This is a genomic window from Paenibacillus sp. FSL L8-0333, assembly GCF_037965665.1.
GTDB classification, from domain to species: Bacteria; Bacillota; Bacilli; order Paenibacillales; family Paenibacillaceae; genus Paenibacillus_AQ; species Paenibacillus_AQ odorifer.
Window position 1 is genome coordinate 6,657,922 of record NZ_CP150186.1, and the last position, 17,593, is coordinate 6,675,514.

A 17,593-nucleotide genomic window follows, 5' to 3' on the forward strand; every position below is an offset into this window, starting at 1 on the left:
CTCTTTTTAAATATGCCTCATGGAGCCGGCTAGACAGGTTCCTCAACTTCAAAAATGGAATCAATAATGATCGGTAGATTATCCCTTACGGAAACAGCACCCAATACAGAACGAGCATGAACACCCTTGTCTCCGAACACCTCAAGCATTAAATCTGAACAACCATTAAGCACTTTATGATGTTCTTCAAAAAGGGGATCTGCATTAACGAAGCCTTGAATTTTGACTACTCTTTTCACTTTGTCCAAAGAACCTAAAGCTGTCTTAAGGACGGCAAGGATCTCTATACCCGTTAAACGTGCAAAATGGTAGCCTTCTTCGGTAGTGTAGTCTTGTCCCAGCTTTCCTTTGGGATGGCCCGCTGGTCCTTTTCCCGACACAAAACATAAACCATTAACAATTACGTAGTTAGCGTATTTTGCCGCCGGTTCACTAGCCTCAGGCAGGACAACTCCTAATACTTCGAGTCTGCTCGCTATAGTGTGCTCTGTCATATCCATCTCCCCCTCCATTATCAACAGCTTCAATAATTAAGTAAGATCATAGTTACTACTTAGCTTCAACCTCTGCTTCCCATCTCGATATCTCAGCGCGAACAATGGGTGCTACTTGGGTACCCAATAGCTCAATGGCTCTCATTACATCCTTATGAGGCATTGTGCCAAGCGGCACATGCAGCATAAAACGTGTGATGCCTACTTGCTTGCGCAGGTGAATGATTTTCTCAGCAACGGTCTCTGGGTCACCTACGTACAAGGCACCTTCAAATCTACGTGCCGCATCATAGCTTGCACGGGTGTATTGACCCCATCCGCGTTCCCGGCCAATAACATTCATACTAGCTTGCGTAGAAGGGAAGAACATATCCGCAGCCTGCTGATTATCCTCTGCAATGAAGCCGTGTGAGTGTGAAGCAACGGGCAGCTTCGACACATCATGTCCCGCTTGCGCCGCAGCCTTCTTATAGAGCTTCACGAGCGGAGCAAACTGTAGCGGACTGCCGCCAATGATAGCCAGCACAAGCGGTAATCCTAGTAGACCTGCACGAATTACGGATTCTGTATTTCCTCCGCTGCCAATCCATACTGGCAAAGGATTCTGCACGGGACGCGGATAAATCCCCAGATTATTAATGGCAGGACGGTGCACGCCGCTCCAGGTTATTTTTTCGGATTCCCGTATTTTGAGCAGCAAGTCCAGCTTCTCATCGAACAGCTCATCATAATGATTCAAATCATACCCAAACAGCGGGAACGACTCGATAAAAGAACCCCGGCCTGCCATGATCTCTGCGCGTCCATTTGAGATTCCATCAAGGGTAGCGAAATCCTGAAACACACGTACTGGGTCATCAGAGGAAAGTACTGTAACCGCACTGGTTAGCCGAATCCGTGTCGTCTGTGAGGCCGCCGCAGCCAGCAAAACTGCTGGAGAAGAAGCCGCATAATCTTTACGATGATGTTCGCCCACGCCAAATATATCTAAACCCACCTGATCTGCAAGCACAATCTCCTCTACGACCTCGCGCAAACGCTGCGCATGACTTATCACTTCACCTGTCTGGACATCCGGTGTTGTTTCTACGAACGTGCTTATTCCTATTTCCACTTACAAATCCCCCTTAACTATAATTTCCTCTTTAAATTGTTTGTTTGATTATAACACAAGTTAAGGTTAAAAAAGCTAATCATTCTGTCCAACCCCAGTTTGTCGAGAAACTCATCCTTAAAATTTGCAAAACCACGCTTACAAATAGAGGATTTTGAATGAATATGTTGAAACACTCTTAAACAAATAGCCGTTCTCGTAGAACAAATGATCATATGGCAAACCATTAAAATTCAAGGTAACATGAAAGAACTGTTAACCGGGTGGGAGAAGGTGTCACTGAAATGAATATCATGACATGGATTGATTTATTATTATTTTTTGTTTTGTTCGCTTTGTTCATCTACATATTTGCGTCTGTAACCATCACTAACCTACATAAAGCATACTTAGTATTTCATTTTACTATGATGTTATGGCCCTTCTGTCAATTTGCTATCAAAACAACCGACAATCCCAGGTTTCAATTGTTTTATGTGAAGCTCGCATTTATCGACTCGGTTCTGTTAACGATTGGCTGGCTTCTTTTTACGATACTTCTCACTGGAAATTCACATCTCCTTCGAAAAAAGAACACGCTGATCCTATACATTCTCGCAGCATTGATCATAGTAGTAGTGATCGCTAATCCAAACGGAAATTTTGTTCTCCCTATGAATGGCGGATATATCGAAAGATATTATGGTCCGATTTTTTGGCTGCTTATTATCTTCTTAACCACCAGCGTAATGATTTCTCTGTATATCATCTATTCAGCCCTAGTCTCAAACACTACACAGCGGATCAAAAAACAGGTTGCTCATGTGCTCAAAGGGGTGCTGGTGCTAACGGTATTTATATTATTGGATGTTTTTCTTAATGTGGTGTTGCTTAAATCTGATCCAGTTATTCCGGGGCTGACCTCTCTGGGGATCTTAATCTCGGCAATTTTTTTCGTAATTGCTATTCATCGGGATAAAATATTTGATCTCGTAACCATCGCCCATCAGGATATCATTGACACCATTACAGAAGGAATTCTTGTACTGGATGATAGTGAGACTGTAGTAGAAATCAATCGCTCGCTTTTCCCAAGAATCAATCTACAAACCGGTGCTCGCTTTGACGTGTCGACCATCGCACCCATGGAGCAAACTTCCGGAGCTTTCGATTTATTCCTTCATACATACTTGAACCAGCCCATGGAGAGAACCGAGGTTGAACTATTCTACACCTCACTCAATGCATACATTAACATTACTGCCGCGCCGATTGTGGTAGGTGGAATCAGGGTTGGACGCATTCTTACTTTTCAGGACAGAAGCGAGCTGCATCGCCTCATAGCCGAGACCAATCACCAGAACGAGACCCTGCAAGAGCGTAATGCTGCATTAACTGAAATCCAGAATGAACTATCGCAGACCAACCAAAAACTTAAGCAGATGGCCATAACGGACAGCTTAACCGGTTGTTATAATCGTCATTACTTAACGTTACACTTAGAGCATGAAATCATAGAAAATATGAAACTCAAGCAGCCTTTTGCTATCATTCTTCTGGATATCGACTTTTTCAAAACAGTGAATGACAATTACGGCCATTTGATTGGCGATGTAGTTATTTGCAGCACGGTAGAGGTAATTAAAAAAACGCTGAGGGAGACAGATATTCTGGCGCGTTATGGCGGAGAAGAATTTATCATTTATTTGCCAAATACAGATCAAACACAAGCAAACCACTTGGCAAAGCATATCAAATCTATAATAGAAGCTAATAAAGTACATGTAGAGGATGTTGCTCATGCCCTATCAATTACTGTTAGTATGGGACTGCTGTCCATTAGTAATTTTGCAGCTCAATATACAGAAAGCCTGACCAATCAACTAAATGATTTATTCGAATCTGTGGACAAAGCCTTATATCAAGCAAAAAATGCCGGACGAAATCAGATTGTTGAAATTAATAGATAACGTTTAAAATAAAGAATCAGCCTACTTCTGTTGAAGTTAAGCTGATTCTTATTTTTTAGATCTTTTTAACAAACTCGGACTTTAATTTCATAGCTCCAAAACCATCGATTTTGCAATCAATATCATGATCTCCGTCCACTAAACGGATGTTTTTCACCTTTGTTCCTATCTTCAGAACGGATGAGCTTCCTTTTACTTTAAGGTCTTTAATAATAGTTATAGCATCTCCATCATTTAAAATATTTCCGTTGGCATCTCTGACAACCTTGTTCTCTTCACTGCTTTCAGCCTCTGTGTCGAGGCTCCACTCATGCGCACATTCCGGGCAGACGAGCAAACTACCATCTTCATAAGTGTATTCTGAATTACATTTCGGGCAATTTGGCAAAGTAGACATCAAAGTGTCCTCCATTCGTTAATGTAAATCTAGTTGTGGTTCCAGTGCATAGCCTCAAAAGTATATTTCATATTTGGTAAGGTTTCCACTAGATATCAGCAGTAAGTTTGTCTAGATTTCGACAGCGGACAGTAATTCTCAAATATTGTCTTGTATATTTTTTCCTAATTCAATAAGATGGAAATGTCGAATTTTTATGTAAATACATAGGAGAGTGAGTAATGATTAGTCGCAGAAGTGTTGCATTCGCCATTATTTTGTCATTAATTACATGTGGGCTCTATACAATATATTGGTTTATTGTTCTAACCAATGAGGTAGGCGAACTGAGTGGGGACTATACATTTACAGGAGGAAAACATTTTCTTTTAACGTTGGTTACGTGTGGGATCTGGAGCTTCATTTGGGCCTATCAGGTAGGTAAACATATTGCTGAAGCTCAAAGACAGCGCGGCCAATACCCGTCAGATAATTCAGTGCTTTATGTGATCCTGACACTCTTTGGTCTGGGTATTGTCACGTATGCCTTGGTACAATCCGATGTTAATAAACTGGTATAAGTTTACGACTTATAAAAGGACACATCCTAAACTATTTTGGGGTGTGTCCTTAAGTCTCGTCGGCGTAGTTTATCTCAAAGCATGGATACCCTTAACCAAGATTAGTATCCCTTGTCCATTTCATGAATGGACTGGATTGTATTGTCCCGGATGTGGAGTCACAAGAGTTATTCTTTCCTTGCTGAAGTTCGACGTTATTCAAGCGTTTAGATTTAACCCGTTGCTGTTTATTTTAGCACCTCTGTATATGTTGTATTGGATTACTAATAAGAAGCAAATCCGGCCTCTTAGCCAGGCAATTATGGCTATAATGTTGATTCTGACCGTTACATTTGGAATACTGAGGAATCTCCCGCTGTTTGAATATTTGGCCCCGACAGTAATTCGTTAACAGCAACAACTATTACAAAATAGCTTGCAGTCGCACAATCGCTTGGGCCCGATCAACCACTTCTAATTTGCTGTAAAGATTGCTAATATAATTACGCGCCGTACCTTCCGCAATATGTAATGTATCGGCGATTTCACGATTGTTCAGTCCCCGGATAATGAGCTGTGCCAGCTCCTCTTCCCGTTCTGTCAGACTGATGCGATCCAGACCCGATCTCTGCCAATGTTCATAGTCCTCTGTTAACCTGTTCATCCTCGACGCCAGTTTGGCTGCTACCGGAGCTGGCAGAATAAATTGCCCGGATAACGTATCATGAATCGAAGCGATCATTTTATCTGCATCCATGTCCTTCAGCATATAGCCGCTTGCTCCGTAGGCCATTCCCTCTACAATATAATCAGTCTCTATAAAAGTAGTCAGAATCAGAATGAAGATGTTCGACCGAACCTGCTTTATTCGCTTCAAGGCGCTAAGGCCATCCATAACTGGCATTTGAATATCGAGCAGCACCAGATCAGGCTGGAGTGCTTCAACCATCTCGCAAGCTTCTTCTCCATTCTTGGCAGCACCGACCACTTCCATATCATCTTCCAGATCCAAAATGGTGCGAAGTCCTTCCCGCGTCAACAATTGATCATCGGCAATTACAATTTTTATTTTGCTCAATTTCTATCCACAACCCTTCGCATGGGCAGATCAATCTCCAGTAAACAGCCTTCATCCATTTCTGAATCGATGGATAAGCTGCCTCCCAGTTGCTCAACCCGTTCCTTCATCGTCCTAAGTCCAAATCCCATCACGATTGGACTCATCCCTAGCCCACAATCCTTGAGTCTAAACTGCAAGTTCGCTCCAACAGACTCCAGACTAAAATGGAACTCGGCACTCTTTCCATGTCTGATCCCATTAGTTAAGCCCTCCTGCAAAGCATGATAGATTGCCTTTTTATAGGCTGTTGACATGGCTTCCGGCAGATCATAAATAACTGCATGAACAACAACGCCTGCATTGCGTTCTGTATCTTTAATCAACTGCCTCAGCATCACGGTTAGGTCAGAATACCTGTCCTCTTTCAGCATATGGACAGAGCCGCGGATTTCATTCAAGCTATGCCGCACAAGATCCTGGGCTTCTGCCAGACGCTGAAAGCCGCTGTCTATCTCCTTCTTCTGAAGCAGCCGCTTGCCAGCTTCAATCTGCAGAATCGTCGATGTAAGGGTATGCCCGACAATATCATGAATCTCTTGGGCAATACGATTGCGTTCCTCAAAAACAGTAGCTTCGGCCAAAGCCGCAGATGTTTCCCGCATCGAACGCTCCAGGCTGCGAGTTCTTTCTACCACTTGATCCTCCAGATTTTTTTTGAGATATTGGATTCCCGAATATAGCTTGGCATTAGCGATTGAGATTGCGCATTGTGAACCAAGCAGCTTGAGCACATCGAGTCTGCTTGGAGTAAATACACCCGGCGATAGATTATTCTCCAAATAGAGCAGGCAAACCAATTTATTCTGATTCATGATGGGGAGACATAGAACGGATTTCAGTCTATTATTCCTAACGTAAGTATTACGTGTAAATATCCCTTCACTGAGCGCATCATGTAATACAACCTGTTCTTGTGTTCTTGCCGCGTAAGCTATAATCGCTGCCGGGACCAACCCCGATTCTTCCCCAAGTGGAACAGATTCGATATGCTGGGCTTCTGAGGTCCCATAAGCTTCCACCATCCATTTGCCGTCATGATCAAAAATAACAGCCCCATATTCTGCCCCAGCATTGTGGAGCATGATTCGCATCAGCGTGGCCAATAATCGGCTCATCTCCATCTCGCCCGATAATGCTTGGGCAGACATTACCACAGAAAGGGAATCCACACGATCGAGCCCGGGCTCTCGTTTAATATGCAGCAAATGGCGATGCTGCTGCTCCAGGTCAGCCGCTTTAGCCTTTGCGCCCCATTGCAGATAAGCCTCATAGGCCTCAGTCATATAGATTCTTGCCAGATGCATTTTGCCATGACGAAGCCCATATTTGCCATAACATTCCGCCGCCATCGCTAAATCGTGAATATGACCGTGGACCCGGGCGGTCTCAATGGATTGCTCATACAACGCTTCAGCTTGGCGGGGATCTCGCGATAGACGAGTTAACTCAGCCTTCATCAACAGATATTTATGCTGATAATTCCCCGGACAACGCATGGCAAGATTTTTCATTTTCTTCAAGCATTTACGCATTTTTGCCCGATATGTACGTTGCTCTTCAGCGTTATATTCCTCATACAACTGAGCCCAGACTAAACATTCATACATGATCTGCATGGGACTGTCTAAGCCATCTTCGCGTGATTTTATAATGGCCGCTGATTTGGCTAATGCCTCACTGGCTTCTCGGTATTCTCCAAATACATAGCCCGTCAAATACTGATAGATCCAGACCATTTCTTGTATAAAATCAAAGGTGTCCCCATGAACCGACTTTGCAAAATCAGGCTCGCTAATCTCCGCGATGGGAAAGGGATCATCTATAGAGCGATAACCTGTCAGTCGAACAAGAATGGCCGCCGCTACAATAGCCTGCTTACAATGAAGACTGTTGTTATGGCGCAGCAAATCTCCGGAATGAGTAATTAATCGCTCATAGATATCGCCGAGAGGATGACCAAATTGCAAAAGGGAGGCACAGTTGATCAGCACATTCTGGTTGCCCTTCCATAAGTCACCTGATTCCAGTCCCACTTTACCAGCCTTCTCGGTAAATGTATGGAGCATAGCAGGATCATAATGCCGCCAGCTGTCGTAGCACATGGCGAACGCAGCTAAGGTTGTCATATGCTGTTTCGGATAGGGTTCGGATAAGCTGAATGCCAGCATGGCCCATTTGAATGTCTCTTCATCATTACGGAAGTAATAGTATTGAAACATTGCATAACCTATGAATCCAATGGAAGCCTCCGGAGTCATCCCATAATCAAGCGTTAATTCAATCATGGTGAAGGAAGAAGCGAGCCACCCTTCTCGATTGACGTAGAAACAAGCATTGCTCGAATGATCTAAAGTAGACATTGCGATTCTACGTGCTTCATCAGTCATTGGAGGTAAAAGAGTAAGCGATTCGAGTGAGACCTTCTTGAGTCTACGCCGCAATCGCAACCATTGAAGCGTCAATTGAACATACCCAGGATCAAATTGATGCTTCACTTTCAGTAACGATAGGGTATGCTGGCCTAAGGAGATCACCTCTTCGTGGTTATCATTACTTGCTTCCAACTGCACCTTCATTGCGTAGACGTAAGCCTTATCCATATTTGTCGTAGCTTTATCAATTAACAGATGGAATAATTCATTAGCCGTATCAAAATGGGAACATAAATATTCGAGCTCCGCCCTCTCACGAAATACCCGGAAGGTTAGCCCATATTGCGCCTCCCAGCTCTGCTCCGCTAATAATGACGTTGCCTGAAGCATATATTGCAAGGCTGTCTCATGTGCGGTTGTTTGCTTCGCTTTTACCCCTGCCTGTAAGTTCAGCTCTACCAGTTGAAGCCTCTGTTCAGGGCGGTCTAACCATGTAAGTGCCTGATTCAAATGCTGGACAGCTTCAAATAGGGTCGTTCCTTCACTTAGCGGGCTGCGGCCTAGCAATAACAGACCAATCTTCCAATGCAGCTCGGAACGCTCCTCTTCGGAAATAAAGGCATATGCTGCCTGATGAATGCGGTTATGCTGAAACTTATAATGCGGATATTCCTCCCCGTTAACGGGCTGCAACAAGCGCCCATGTACAGCAACCGCCAACGCTTCGCTCAATGCCTCTATCGGGGTCTCCGTAATATCAGCAAGTGTACGTAAATCAAATAGGCTGCCTATGAATGCGGCTCTGCTAAGTGCATATACCGTCTGTTCAGGAAATTGTTGCAATTTACTTGAAAGGTATGAAGCTACGTTATCGGGAACATTTAATTCAGTAATACGCTGGAGATCCCATTTCCAGCTTCGAATATTCTCATCAAATTCCACTCGCTGATCATCTATCAAATCTTGAAGGAATTGCTTAATAAATAACGGGTTTCCATCTGTCTTATGAAGCAGCACACGCGCCAGCTCGTCCAAGTCAGCTGCCTCGTAACGCATAACATCAAGTAGCAGTTGTTTTAAATCGGTGAGTTCAAGCGCTTGTAAAGAAATTCTGCTCATCGCTACGTTGCGGTCAATCAGATGCTTTTCCAGCCTACTGAGTGGGTGCAGCCTTGTAATCTCCCGATTGCGATAGGAAAGCACGATTAGCAGATGAGTCGTTGCCGTATCCTCTATAAGCGAAGTGAGATATTGCAGCGACGTATCATCAGCCCATTGCAAATTATCCAATACCAAGATCAATGGATGATCCTCATGAGGAAAGAGTTGAATAAATCGGCTCATGATTAATTGAAAGCGATGCTGAGCTTCCAGCGGTGGCAGTGAAGGCACGGAGGGTTGTGGGCCAATCAAAAGTTCAAGCTTAGGAACAAAATCGATCAGCAACTGACCGTAATTGTCCACTGCTTGTAGAATACGCAGCTTCCAAACTTCCACTTGCAGCTTTGTTTCCATCAGCAGCTGACTAACCAACTCTTCTATGACTTGATGCCAGATGCCATAAGGGAGTGAGGTATGTCGGGATTCGAATTTGCCTCTGGCGAAGAAACCATCCAAAGAGACTGTATTTCTAAGGGTCTCCTTTAGAAAGGTTGTTTTGCCGATACCACTCTCCCCGCTAATCCAGACCGTCTCTACGGCACCTTGTGATGCTCGTTGCAGCGCTTCCCTTAAGCTTTGTTGCTCAAGATGTCTTCCATAGAAGCGTCCTGATACCATCCACCGCTCTGGGATATCCCAGCTTCCTAGTGGAAAAGGCTCAATATGCCCGGATTCTTCTAGACGGGATAGACATTCCTCAAGATCCGATTTAATGCCTAATGCGCTGGCGTATCTCGCTTCAGGCATCTTCTCCATGCATTTACCAACAATATCAGAGACCGATAGAGGGATAGTGGGGAACTTGCGGTGCAGAGGCTCAGGTGTATCTGCAAGATGACGATATACAATATCAACAACATCATGCAGCTCAAAGGGGCGGCTGCCTGAGAGACATTCATACAGGATGATCCCAAGCGAATAAAAGTCAGAACGGTAATCCGGTTTGACTCCGGTTCGTCCCGTTTGTTCTGGAGCTATATAAGGAAGCAGAACATCGGGCCGACCGCTTAACGGTGACAAAGGACTCGTGATGTTTTCGGTAGAGCACATTCTTATATCAATAAATTTCACTTCAAAAGTAATGGGATTGACGATTAGATGAGCGGGGGTTAGTTCATTTAGTGTTATTTTTTCACGATGAATTTGCATAAGACAATCAGCAATAGCTGTAGCGATCCGAAGCAGCGCTGGAAGACCCAGTGAATTAACAGGCATACGCAGGATCTGCCCAAGAGTACTCCCCTCTATATCTTTTAAGAGAAGGACTGGTCGGTCCGCCATAATTTCCAAACTGTACGCCTCTATTGCACCACGTCCGCAAAGTCGCTTAAGCATGTCATACTCATGACGAAAAGCATCGACCATGGCAGCTCCCGGGTATTCTCCTATTGTTGTCTTAGCGATAACCCTTAGGCCGTCCTCTTGACGTAGGAGTCTGTATAATCTGATATCCGCGGTATTATCTATCAGATCTAAGGTTTGGTATCCTGGCAATTCAAACATCAACAGCACTCCCTAATTACAATTAGACAGAATACTCAATCTTGCAAAGTAGTTAAAGCCATTATAACATCTGATCTTGCCGTTCTACTCGTAAGACATTTCATATTTCGTTAATCCTATCGCGTTGGCGCACAGTGCCGCCTGTGTCCGGTCAGTAACCTGCAGCTTCGCTAAAATCTGACTGACATGCTTCTTCACCGTAAATTCACTGATAAAAAGACGTGTGGCAATCACTCTATTGCAAGCACCTTGTCCAAGCTGAATCAGGACTTCCTTCTCTTTTGGTGTCAATTCATCTGTTGGACTGCTGGCGCTCATTCGCATCTTTTCTTCCATTAGGCCAGGATCGTAATATTTTCTCCCTTTGTACACCAACTGGATAGCAAAGAGTAATTCCTCCGGCAGTGCCTCTTTCAGTACATATCCGTCTACCAGTACTTCTTCAGCCCTCAAAAAATCCTCTCTGCTCGCAGAGGAAGTCAACAGTATGAATTTACTAACCATGCCGCGGGTACGTGCTATCTTAATGACATCCAGTCCTGATTCATCAGCAAGCTTAAGATCAATGAGGACAATGTCTGGCTTTGTCTCTTCAATCACATCAAGTGCTTCCGGGCCAGTCGTAGCTTCACCTGCAAATTGCATATCCGATTGCATTGCAATGACAGATGCCAGCCCTCTTCTAACTAAAGGATGATCATCTACAATGATGATTTTCACAGAAACACCTCTCTCTAAACCGCATACATTATTTACTTCTTTGTATAAAAAGCTTCAATTAGAGTATTCATTTAAATTTGACGCATTTCTGATTAAGTATAGTTAAAAGACTACACCGCTTATAGTGAGCGTTGTCATTTCTTTTGTCATATGACAAAATGGATATTTTTACATAAAAACTTCCTCATTTAAAAACTGGCGAACCATGGTTATAGAGACCACAATCCGCCTGCTTTCTTGGGAATTTAATTATTATTAATAAAAGAAATGATTTGCACGAGATTACCTGCGACTTGGTAAGTTAACCCCAGCATGTAAGTTCCTTTCTCCTCGTTCGATAGGTCAATAGTAAACACATCCGGATTAGCAGCCCATTCCTTCATATCAAACACAATTTCTTTAGATGTTCTAGTGTTTCTTACCCCAGCGGAATTAGGGATCACTTTGCTGCCATCGAGCCCTTTCACCAGATTAGCTACTTCAACCACAGGTCCCTTAAATTCTCCTACCTCTACCACTTGTGGGTCGGCCAATAAGCTCGTTAGTTTAGTTAACCCTTGTAATGGGGAGAAATCTGTAATTTCATTTCCAGTAATATCAAGTGTCTCTAGGCTCTTTGCGTACTGCAAACCTTCCAAGGATCTGACTCTTCTGGTTTCGCTGGTTAACGTTGTAAGGCTATACATATCCCCTAGCGTTAGTTCTCCAGTTACGCCCAATGTAGTCTTGATCGAAGCACTTAAATACGGGTCCGCCACAGTAATCACTTGCGTAAGATCTATTTGGACCAAACCTTCGGTTGCTTGTTGCAACGCTGCTACAGCTTCGTCTACTTCACTTTGCGTAACAGAAGAGTTAACCAACACTGTCTCTGCTATCGAGAGGCTGGACGTAAATGCCGCGATGCTCTCAGGTGTGAAGCCTTCTAGAGAAATTGCTTTAGCCGCTGCAATCGCCTGTTCAAGATCTCTAGTGAATAAGTGATCTCCATTCGCGAAATGTAGTTTGGCTCCACCCCATGTAGCATGGTCAGATCCGTTGCCATTTCCCCCGTCTGTGACGACTAATTTCAGTTCTTTTGCTTCATTAATATCCAATTCGATGAATTTCTGCGGATCTCTCGAACCCATGACCCCACTATCGAATTTCTTCTCTCCATCGACAAACACCTCAAAGCTCACCGAACCAACAGAACCGTACATTTGTCTATCTACACCTACATAGGAAGTGAAATAGTCCACGTTTTTGTCGCTTAGATCGTATACAATCGTCGAGTTAGAGTGCGCTCCAATTCCTCTTTCATAGGACACTACCTGATTGTTCTCATCTGTTAATCTCAGCGTATTGACACTAATAGATTTATCCTTCAAAGGTGCAGTATAGCTGTTCTGAGTAGAATTCCAGTCGTAATTTGTCAGGTACGTAAAGTCCGTCATGTCTACTACGGCTATCGTTCTAATCTTCGTGGTCGTATTTCCATCACTATCTGTTACTGTGTAAGTGATTGGATACTTTCCAGCCCGGTTGAAATTAACCTGCTCTAGGCCTGTGACCTTCACTTGAGCCGTCAAGTCACCGTCTTCCGAATCCATTGCCGAATAGCTTTCATTGATATCAATTGCTTGGCCCACTTTGGTTGAGACAGATTTAGATATGGTAAGCTCTGGTGTATTGTTCAAGATCATAAACTTCGCATCAGCAAAATCACCATGATCTGAAGCATTTCCGTTACCTGCATTATCTAACACCAGCTTCAATTCACTTACACCCTTAACAGGTATCCGCGCAAGCTTGGCTTCTGTACCAAATTTCATCAGTCCGCTGTTATAAACCTCTGCCCCATCGGCAAAGATTTTGAAAATTACACTGGAGTTGCTCTGCTCAGCGATATTCCTATCAACCCCTACATACGTTTCAAAATATTCATAGTTTGCACCCGCCAGATTATACACGATTTCAGAGCTGGCATGGGTTCCTAAGCCCTTAGCGAACTCTTTGACCTCACCATTTACCAGCAGCTTAATCGGATTGTTAGAGCTAGCCTTATCTTTTCGAACCACATTATAATCCGTTTTTGCCGATTGCCAATCTACATCACTCAGGTATTTACTAGCGCTGTATACAACAATCTTTCTGGCCTGCACAGCGGAGTTTCCATCTGAGTCTGTAACTGAAAACTCGACGTTGTAAGTCCCTGTTTTGCTTGATGTGAATCCATTGGATTGTACTTCAACGGCTCCAATTAAATTACCATCTTCCGTATCAAAAGCTGTTACATCGCTCAACACATCAAATTCGCTGTTCAGCTTAACGAAGGTTGTCTCTTCCGGCACTGTAATGATAGGTTTGCTTGAATTATTTGAGAACTTCGCATCGGCCCATACCGTATGGTCTGAAGCATTGCCATCCTTAGCATCTGTTGTAACCAGCTTCACCTCTCTTGCGCCAGTCACAGGGATTTTCACAAATTGATGTTCTGTTCCTGCCCGGAAAACATCACTCTCAAATTTCTGTTCTCCATCCACATACACTGCAAAAGTAGCCGAGGAAGGTTTCCCTTTCATGGCTTGATCAATCCCAATGTAGCTTTCAAAGAAGTCGTAACCCTTACCTTCAATATCGTAAACTACCTCAGAGTTGGCATGAACACCAATCCCTTTCGCGTACGTCGCAGCCAATCCTTGGCGAACAAGGGTTATGATTCCCCCGGAAACGGCTTTATCTTTCTTTAATTCACCCCAGCCTACAACGACTGAATTGGCATTGAGATCGGAAATATAGGCGTAGTCGCTCGTTACCGTAACCTGTGTGGTTTTCGTTTCCGTAACCCCTTCGCTTTTCACTTCATATACAATTTCGTAGTTGCCTTTTTGCGTTACATCAACGTTATTGGCTTTCAGAGAGACATCCGCAGTAATATCGTTTCCTAGATAGTTAGCCGCTTTTACATAGCTCATCGGATCAAAGGTTTGATTAAGCTTTAAAGTGAGCTGATCTTCAACAGACAAGGCTGGCTTAAAGGCTTTAACCTGTACGGGCTTCAGTGGGTTCAGCTTTTTATCATAACCGACGATCTTGTACGTATAGTTGATACTCGCATCTACATTCTGATCCACAAATTGGTCAGTTCCTGTAAAACCAACTAACACATCATTTCTATACACTTCATATCCTAAAAAGTCTTGCTTAAGCTCTTTATCTATACTGAAACTTAACGTGTTCGTTCTAGCCGTGGTGTTAGGTGTGATATTAACCTTAATGGCCAGATTTTTATCCGCTATTCCAGTTCCCTCATAATTAATCACCGAGTTATTTAAATACCATAACTTTTGCGGTGCCGGATACTTGGCTACTTTCGCTTTTGTCTCAGGATTCACAGTGAAGCCATGTCTGGCAAAATAGCTGCTTAAATCTAATCCCAGTACTTCGGAGGAGAACTCCACCAAATACTGCTGCTTGGAATTGTCACCGTTGGGAAGGGTGACCTTCCGCTCCCGATATAGCTTGGTCAGCTCTGTCCAGTATCCCGGATGTGCCAGCTCCAGCTGCCAATAGGCTCCGAGTTGTGCAAATAAGCCCTGCTGATTCATTACCACTTTATTTTCTTCGAGGACATATTTATAGATATCTGATTCATACGGTATACGATTATCTATCGAATTCGCCGCGACAGACATAAACATAGACACCATATTATTAGTTACTTCGCCATATTCCCGTTCACCCATAGCCAAGCGATGCCCAATTTCGTGATTCAGTCCCCAGCCCGGATAAGCTTTGTTAAAATCACCTAACATGGTTCCTACTGTTCCAAGTTGGATCCCTGTATGATCTCCCGCTGCATACATCGCACCATAAGGCTGCATCAATCGAATATTCTCACGAATTAGCTTGGCATCATGAATCTCACTACTGCCATCCAAGCCATAGAAGGTAAAAATGCTTTTCATCCAGGTGTCATACCCAGTTACGGTATCCAGCGGGTTATTTCCTTGCGTAATAAATTTGTTGTATGCTTCAGTCGCAGTTCCTGTAAAAATAACATGATCGCTGGCCATTTCTACCACATCGATAAGTTTGCGATCTTGAACATTTGGATGAACCGCTTTATCTTCGTCTAATCTTTGTTTGTATGTGGTTAAGAAGGTTCTGAATTGTTCTGGATCCGTGGTCTTGGTCATAAAAGGAATCTTTTCTAAACCTTCGAAGCGGATCAGTGGCGCCTTCCCTTGCTCCTCAGCTGTATAGGGATTTACGATATAAACGGTGCCGCCCTTAGTTACATCATGAGCATAAGCACTAGTCGTTGTAATTTCAGGTACAGTTATAGTGTTCTTGCCCGCACGCAATTGTACGCCCCTAGCCCAACTATTCCAAGCTCCCTCTTGTTGAGAAAAGATCAAAGAAGGCAACTTATCACCCGAAGCAGCATCCACATAAACATTGATGGTCTCGCCAGGCATTGCCGCAAGTCCTGTAGGCTGGTTGTTCGTGCCGAAGCCTATTCTCAGGTTTTGCTGAGCATGTTTTTTCATATCTCCACGCTGCTCGGCCTCAATGATGGTGCCTTCGGTTTGAACTTCACCATTCACTAGCTTCTTAGCTAAATCCAAAGAATCTTTCAGGATTGGATAGAGCGGATGTACTTTTGCCGCTTCTTCTAATTCGTTGATTGCTTCGACGCTATTATAAGCAGGCACAACCGCACTCATCGTTCCATCTGTGAAAATACCATTTACAGCTTCGCTTACTTTATCTTCTGTATAAAATCTAAATTCAGCCGCAAAAGGTCTGTTAATATTAGCTTTTGTGAACTTAAATTTTAATCTTTTAAACTTCGTCGGTTCGAATTTAAATTCCAAAAAATCATTGGTACTAATCGCGGTTCCGCTAGATACCAGTTGGAAGGTCTCTCCTTTACTCGTCTCTGATGCATAGATTTCAAAAGCCTCTGGGAATCCTTTGCGATTATCTCTAGCCAAAAAAGCCACTCTGTCCAGCACTTCCGCTTGCGCTAGTTCAAACACGACTTCATTCGTGAAGCTTGCATCATTGTTTTTGTTCGTTTCCCAATGCGTAGTGGGCTGGTCATCCAGCATATATTCAGGCTTCGTACCTGGGTAGCTTCCACCGTTCACCGTTACTTTTGATACGTTTGCATTTGGCATTCTATAAGCTTGGCTATAGGCATTTTCATAGGCTGTACCATACCCTTTTAGCTTCGAAACCTTGGCTGCCGTTACCTCTACCTGATGGTTCTCCAAAAGGATCTTTGCATTCTCTATCTCTTCTTTAAACTGCGCATACAGTGGATGTGCTTGTACTTCATTTTCTAAAGCTGTTAATTTCTCTGCCGTATCAAAGGCTGTACTAACTTGGCTCAAGGTATCATCTGTAAATAAATTTTTCATTTTAGCAGAGACACTATCCTCTTTATAAAAAGAAAACTCAGCCGCACTCGCCCAATCTTGGTTCGCTTTTTTGAAGACAAATTTAAGTCTCTTAAAAGCCGTAGGTGCGAACTGAATCTCCACTACATCACCGGTTGAGCCTGTATATTCTCCAGAAGACACGAGTGTGAAATCACCCGCATCGGTAGTGGAGCCATAGATATCAAATTCTTGAGCAAAACCTTTACCTTTAGCACCAGATTGCCTAGCGGCATAGACCATTCTATTTAATTCAGTGGACTCATTGAAAACAAACACAACCTCATTCGTAAACGTTGAACTATTCGGTTTGCCAGTCTCCCAATGCGTGCTCATATCCCCATCCATAGCCTTAGCTATAGGCGAGCCTGAGTAGTTGCCACCGTTATTTGTGATGGATTTAATATTTGCTGGATTCATTCTAAAAACCTCATTATAGGCATTTAGAGCATCCTTGCCGTACAGCTCAAACGGAATAACCGAAGCGTTGCTTAATAAGTTGACCTTACTTTGCGCGACTGTTTTTGTTACCTTTACCTTGCTTGCCTCACTTGCTAAAGCATAACCTGCCTCACTCGAAAAACTGGCCAACATGGCCGCCGATGTAGCGATCGCAATCATTTTCTTCATCTCTTCTTACCCCCAGATGTCATATGAATCTCTCCAGTGCCCAAAAATGGGCACAAAAAAAACTACCCCAAAAGAGTAGCTTGATTGCGTATAAAGTCGCCTAAAAATTAAGACTTAATTTTTATTAAACCTTAACAAGCATAAACGCCTTCGGCGTCCTTATAA

General features: G+C 43.4%; 10 protein-coding genes. 3 read left to right on the top strand and 7 right to left on the bottom strand.

The features are described from left to right. Positions 1-29: 29 nt before the first annotated feature. Both NYE72_RS29695 and NYE72_RS29700 read right to left on the bottom strand, forming a co-directional pair. Positions 30-494 (bottom strand): RidA family protein, encoded by a 465-nt coding sequence (locus NYE72_RS29695; RefSeq protein ID WP_076140618.1) that lies wholly within the window; start codon positions 492-494, stop codon positions 30-32. A gap of 55 nt (positions 495-549) precedes the next feature. Further along, complete coding sequence (locus NYE72_RS29700) at positions 550-1,608, bottom strand: LLM class flavin-dependent oxidoreductase (protein WP_076124143.1); 1,059 nt, start codon at positions 1,606-1,608, stop codon at positions 550-552. A gap of 284 nt (positions 1,609-1,892) precedes the next feature. Between NYE72_RS29700 and NYE72_RS29705 the strand changes: the two genes are divergently transcribed. Further along, positions 1,893-3,557, top strand: a complete 1,665-nt coding sequence (locus tag NYE72_RS29705) for a diguanylate cyclase (RefSeq protein ID WP_076140617.1) — start codon at positions 1,893-1,895, stop codon at positions 3,555-3,557. Positions 3,558-3,612: 55 nt separating this feature from the next. Here the strand turns inward: NYE72_RS29705 and NYE72_RS29710 are convergent, their stop codons facing one another. Continuing rightward, the gene (locus tag NYE72_RS29710; RefSeq protein ID WP_036682263.1) at positions 3,613-3,954 is read right to left on the bottom strand and encodes a zinc ribbon domain-containing protein YjdM; all 342 of its coding nucleotides are present in this window, start codon (positions 3,952-3,954) and stop codon (positions 3,613-3,615) included. A gap of 221 nt (positions 3,955-4,175) precedes the next feature. Between NYE72_RS29710 and NYE72_RS29715 the strand changes: the two genes are divergently transcribed. Together NYE72_RS29715 and NYE72_RS29720 are read left to right on the top strand one after the other, a co-directional pair. Further along, positions 4,176-4,514: a DUF4234 domain-containing protein gene (locus NYE72_RS29715; protein WP_051491231.1), complete on the top strand. Its 339-nt coding sequence runs from the start codon at positions 4,176-4,178 to the stop codon at positions 4,512-4,514. Continuing rightward, positions 4,495-4,905, top strand: a complete 411-nt coding sequence (locus NYE72_RS29720; protein WP_038573826.1) for a DUF2752 domain-containing protein — start codon at positions 4,495-4,497, stop codon at positions 4,903-4,905. The genes NYE72_RS29715 and NYE72_RS29720 overlap by 20 nt, the downstream gene beginning before the upstream one ends. A gap of 12 nt (positions 4,906-4,917) precedes the next feature. Here the strand turns inward: NYE72_RS29720 and NYE72_RS29725 are convergent, their stop codons facing one another. From NYE72_RS29725 to NYE72_RS29740, 4 genes are all read right to left on the bottom strand, one after another. Then, positions 4,918-5,571 (bottom strand): response regulator transcription factor, encoded by a 654-nt coding sequence (locus NYE72_RS29725; protein ID WP_038573828.1) that lies wholly within the window; start codon positions 5,569-5,571, stop codon positions 4,918-4,920. Continuing rightward, on the bottom strand, positions 5,568-10,649 hold the full coding sequence (locus NYE72_RS29730) for an AAA family ATPase (protein WP_038573830.1): 5,082 nt from the start codon (positions 10,647-10,649) through the stop codon (positions 5,568-5,570). The genes NYE72_RS29725 and NYE72_RS29730 overlap by 4 nt, the downstream gene beginning before the upstream one ends. An 84-nt stretch (positions 10,650-10,733) precedes the next feature. Continuing rightward, positions 10,734-11,369 (bottom strand): response regulator transcription factor, encoded by a 636-nt coding sequence (locus NYE72_RS29735; protein ID WP_038573832.1) that lies wholly within the window; start codon positions 11,367-11,369, stop codon positions 10,734-10,736. Between the two features lie 245 nt (positions 11,370-11,614). Beyond that, positions 11,615-17,428, bottom strand: coding sequence for an NPCBM/NEW2 domain-containing protein (locus tag NYE72_RS29740; RefSeq protein WP_339211018.1), 5,814 nt, complete (start codon positions 17,426-17,428; stop codon positions 11,615-11,617). Positions 17,429-17,593: the final 165 nt, after the last annotated feature.

Excerpts from the sequence above, each read along its gene's own strand:
- NYE72_RS29715 (WP_051491231.1), top strand. The coding sequence starts at position 4,176 with ATGATTAGTCGCAGAAGTGTTGCATTCGCCATTATTTTGTCATTAATT.
- NYE72_RS29705 (WP_076140617.1), top strand. The coding sequence starts at position 1,893 with ATGAATATCATGACATGGATTGATTTATTATTATTTTTTGTTTTGTTC.
- NYE72_RS29720 (WP_038573826.1), top strand. The coding sequence starts at position 4,495 with ATGTTAATAAACTGGTATAAGTTTACGACTTATAAAAGGACACATCCT.
- NYE72_RS29695 (WP_076140618.1), bottom strand. The coding sequence starts at position 494 with ATGACAGAGCACACTATAGCGAGCAGACTCGAAGTATTAGGAGTTGTC.
- NYE72_RS29730 (WP_038573830.1), bottom strand. The coding sequence starts at position 10,649 with ATGTTTGAATTGCCAGGATACCAAACCTTAGATCTGATAGATAATACC.
- NYE72_RS29710 (WP_036682263.1), bottom strand. The coding sequence starts at position 3,954 with ATGTCTACTTTGCCAAATTGCCCGAAATGTAATTCAGAATACACTTAT.
- NYE72_RS29740 (WP_339211018.1), bottom strand. The coding sequence starts at position 17,428 with ATGAAGAAAATGATTGCGATCGCTACATCGGCGGCCATGTTGGCCAGT.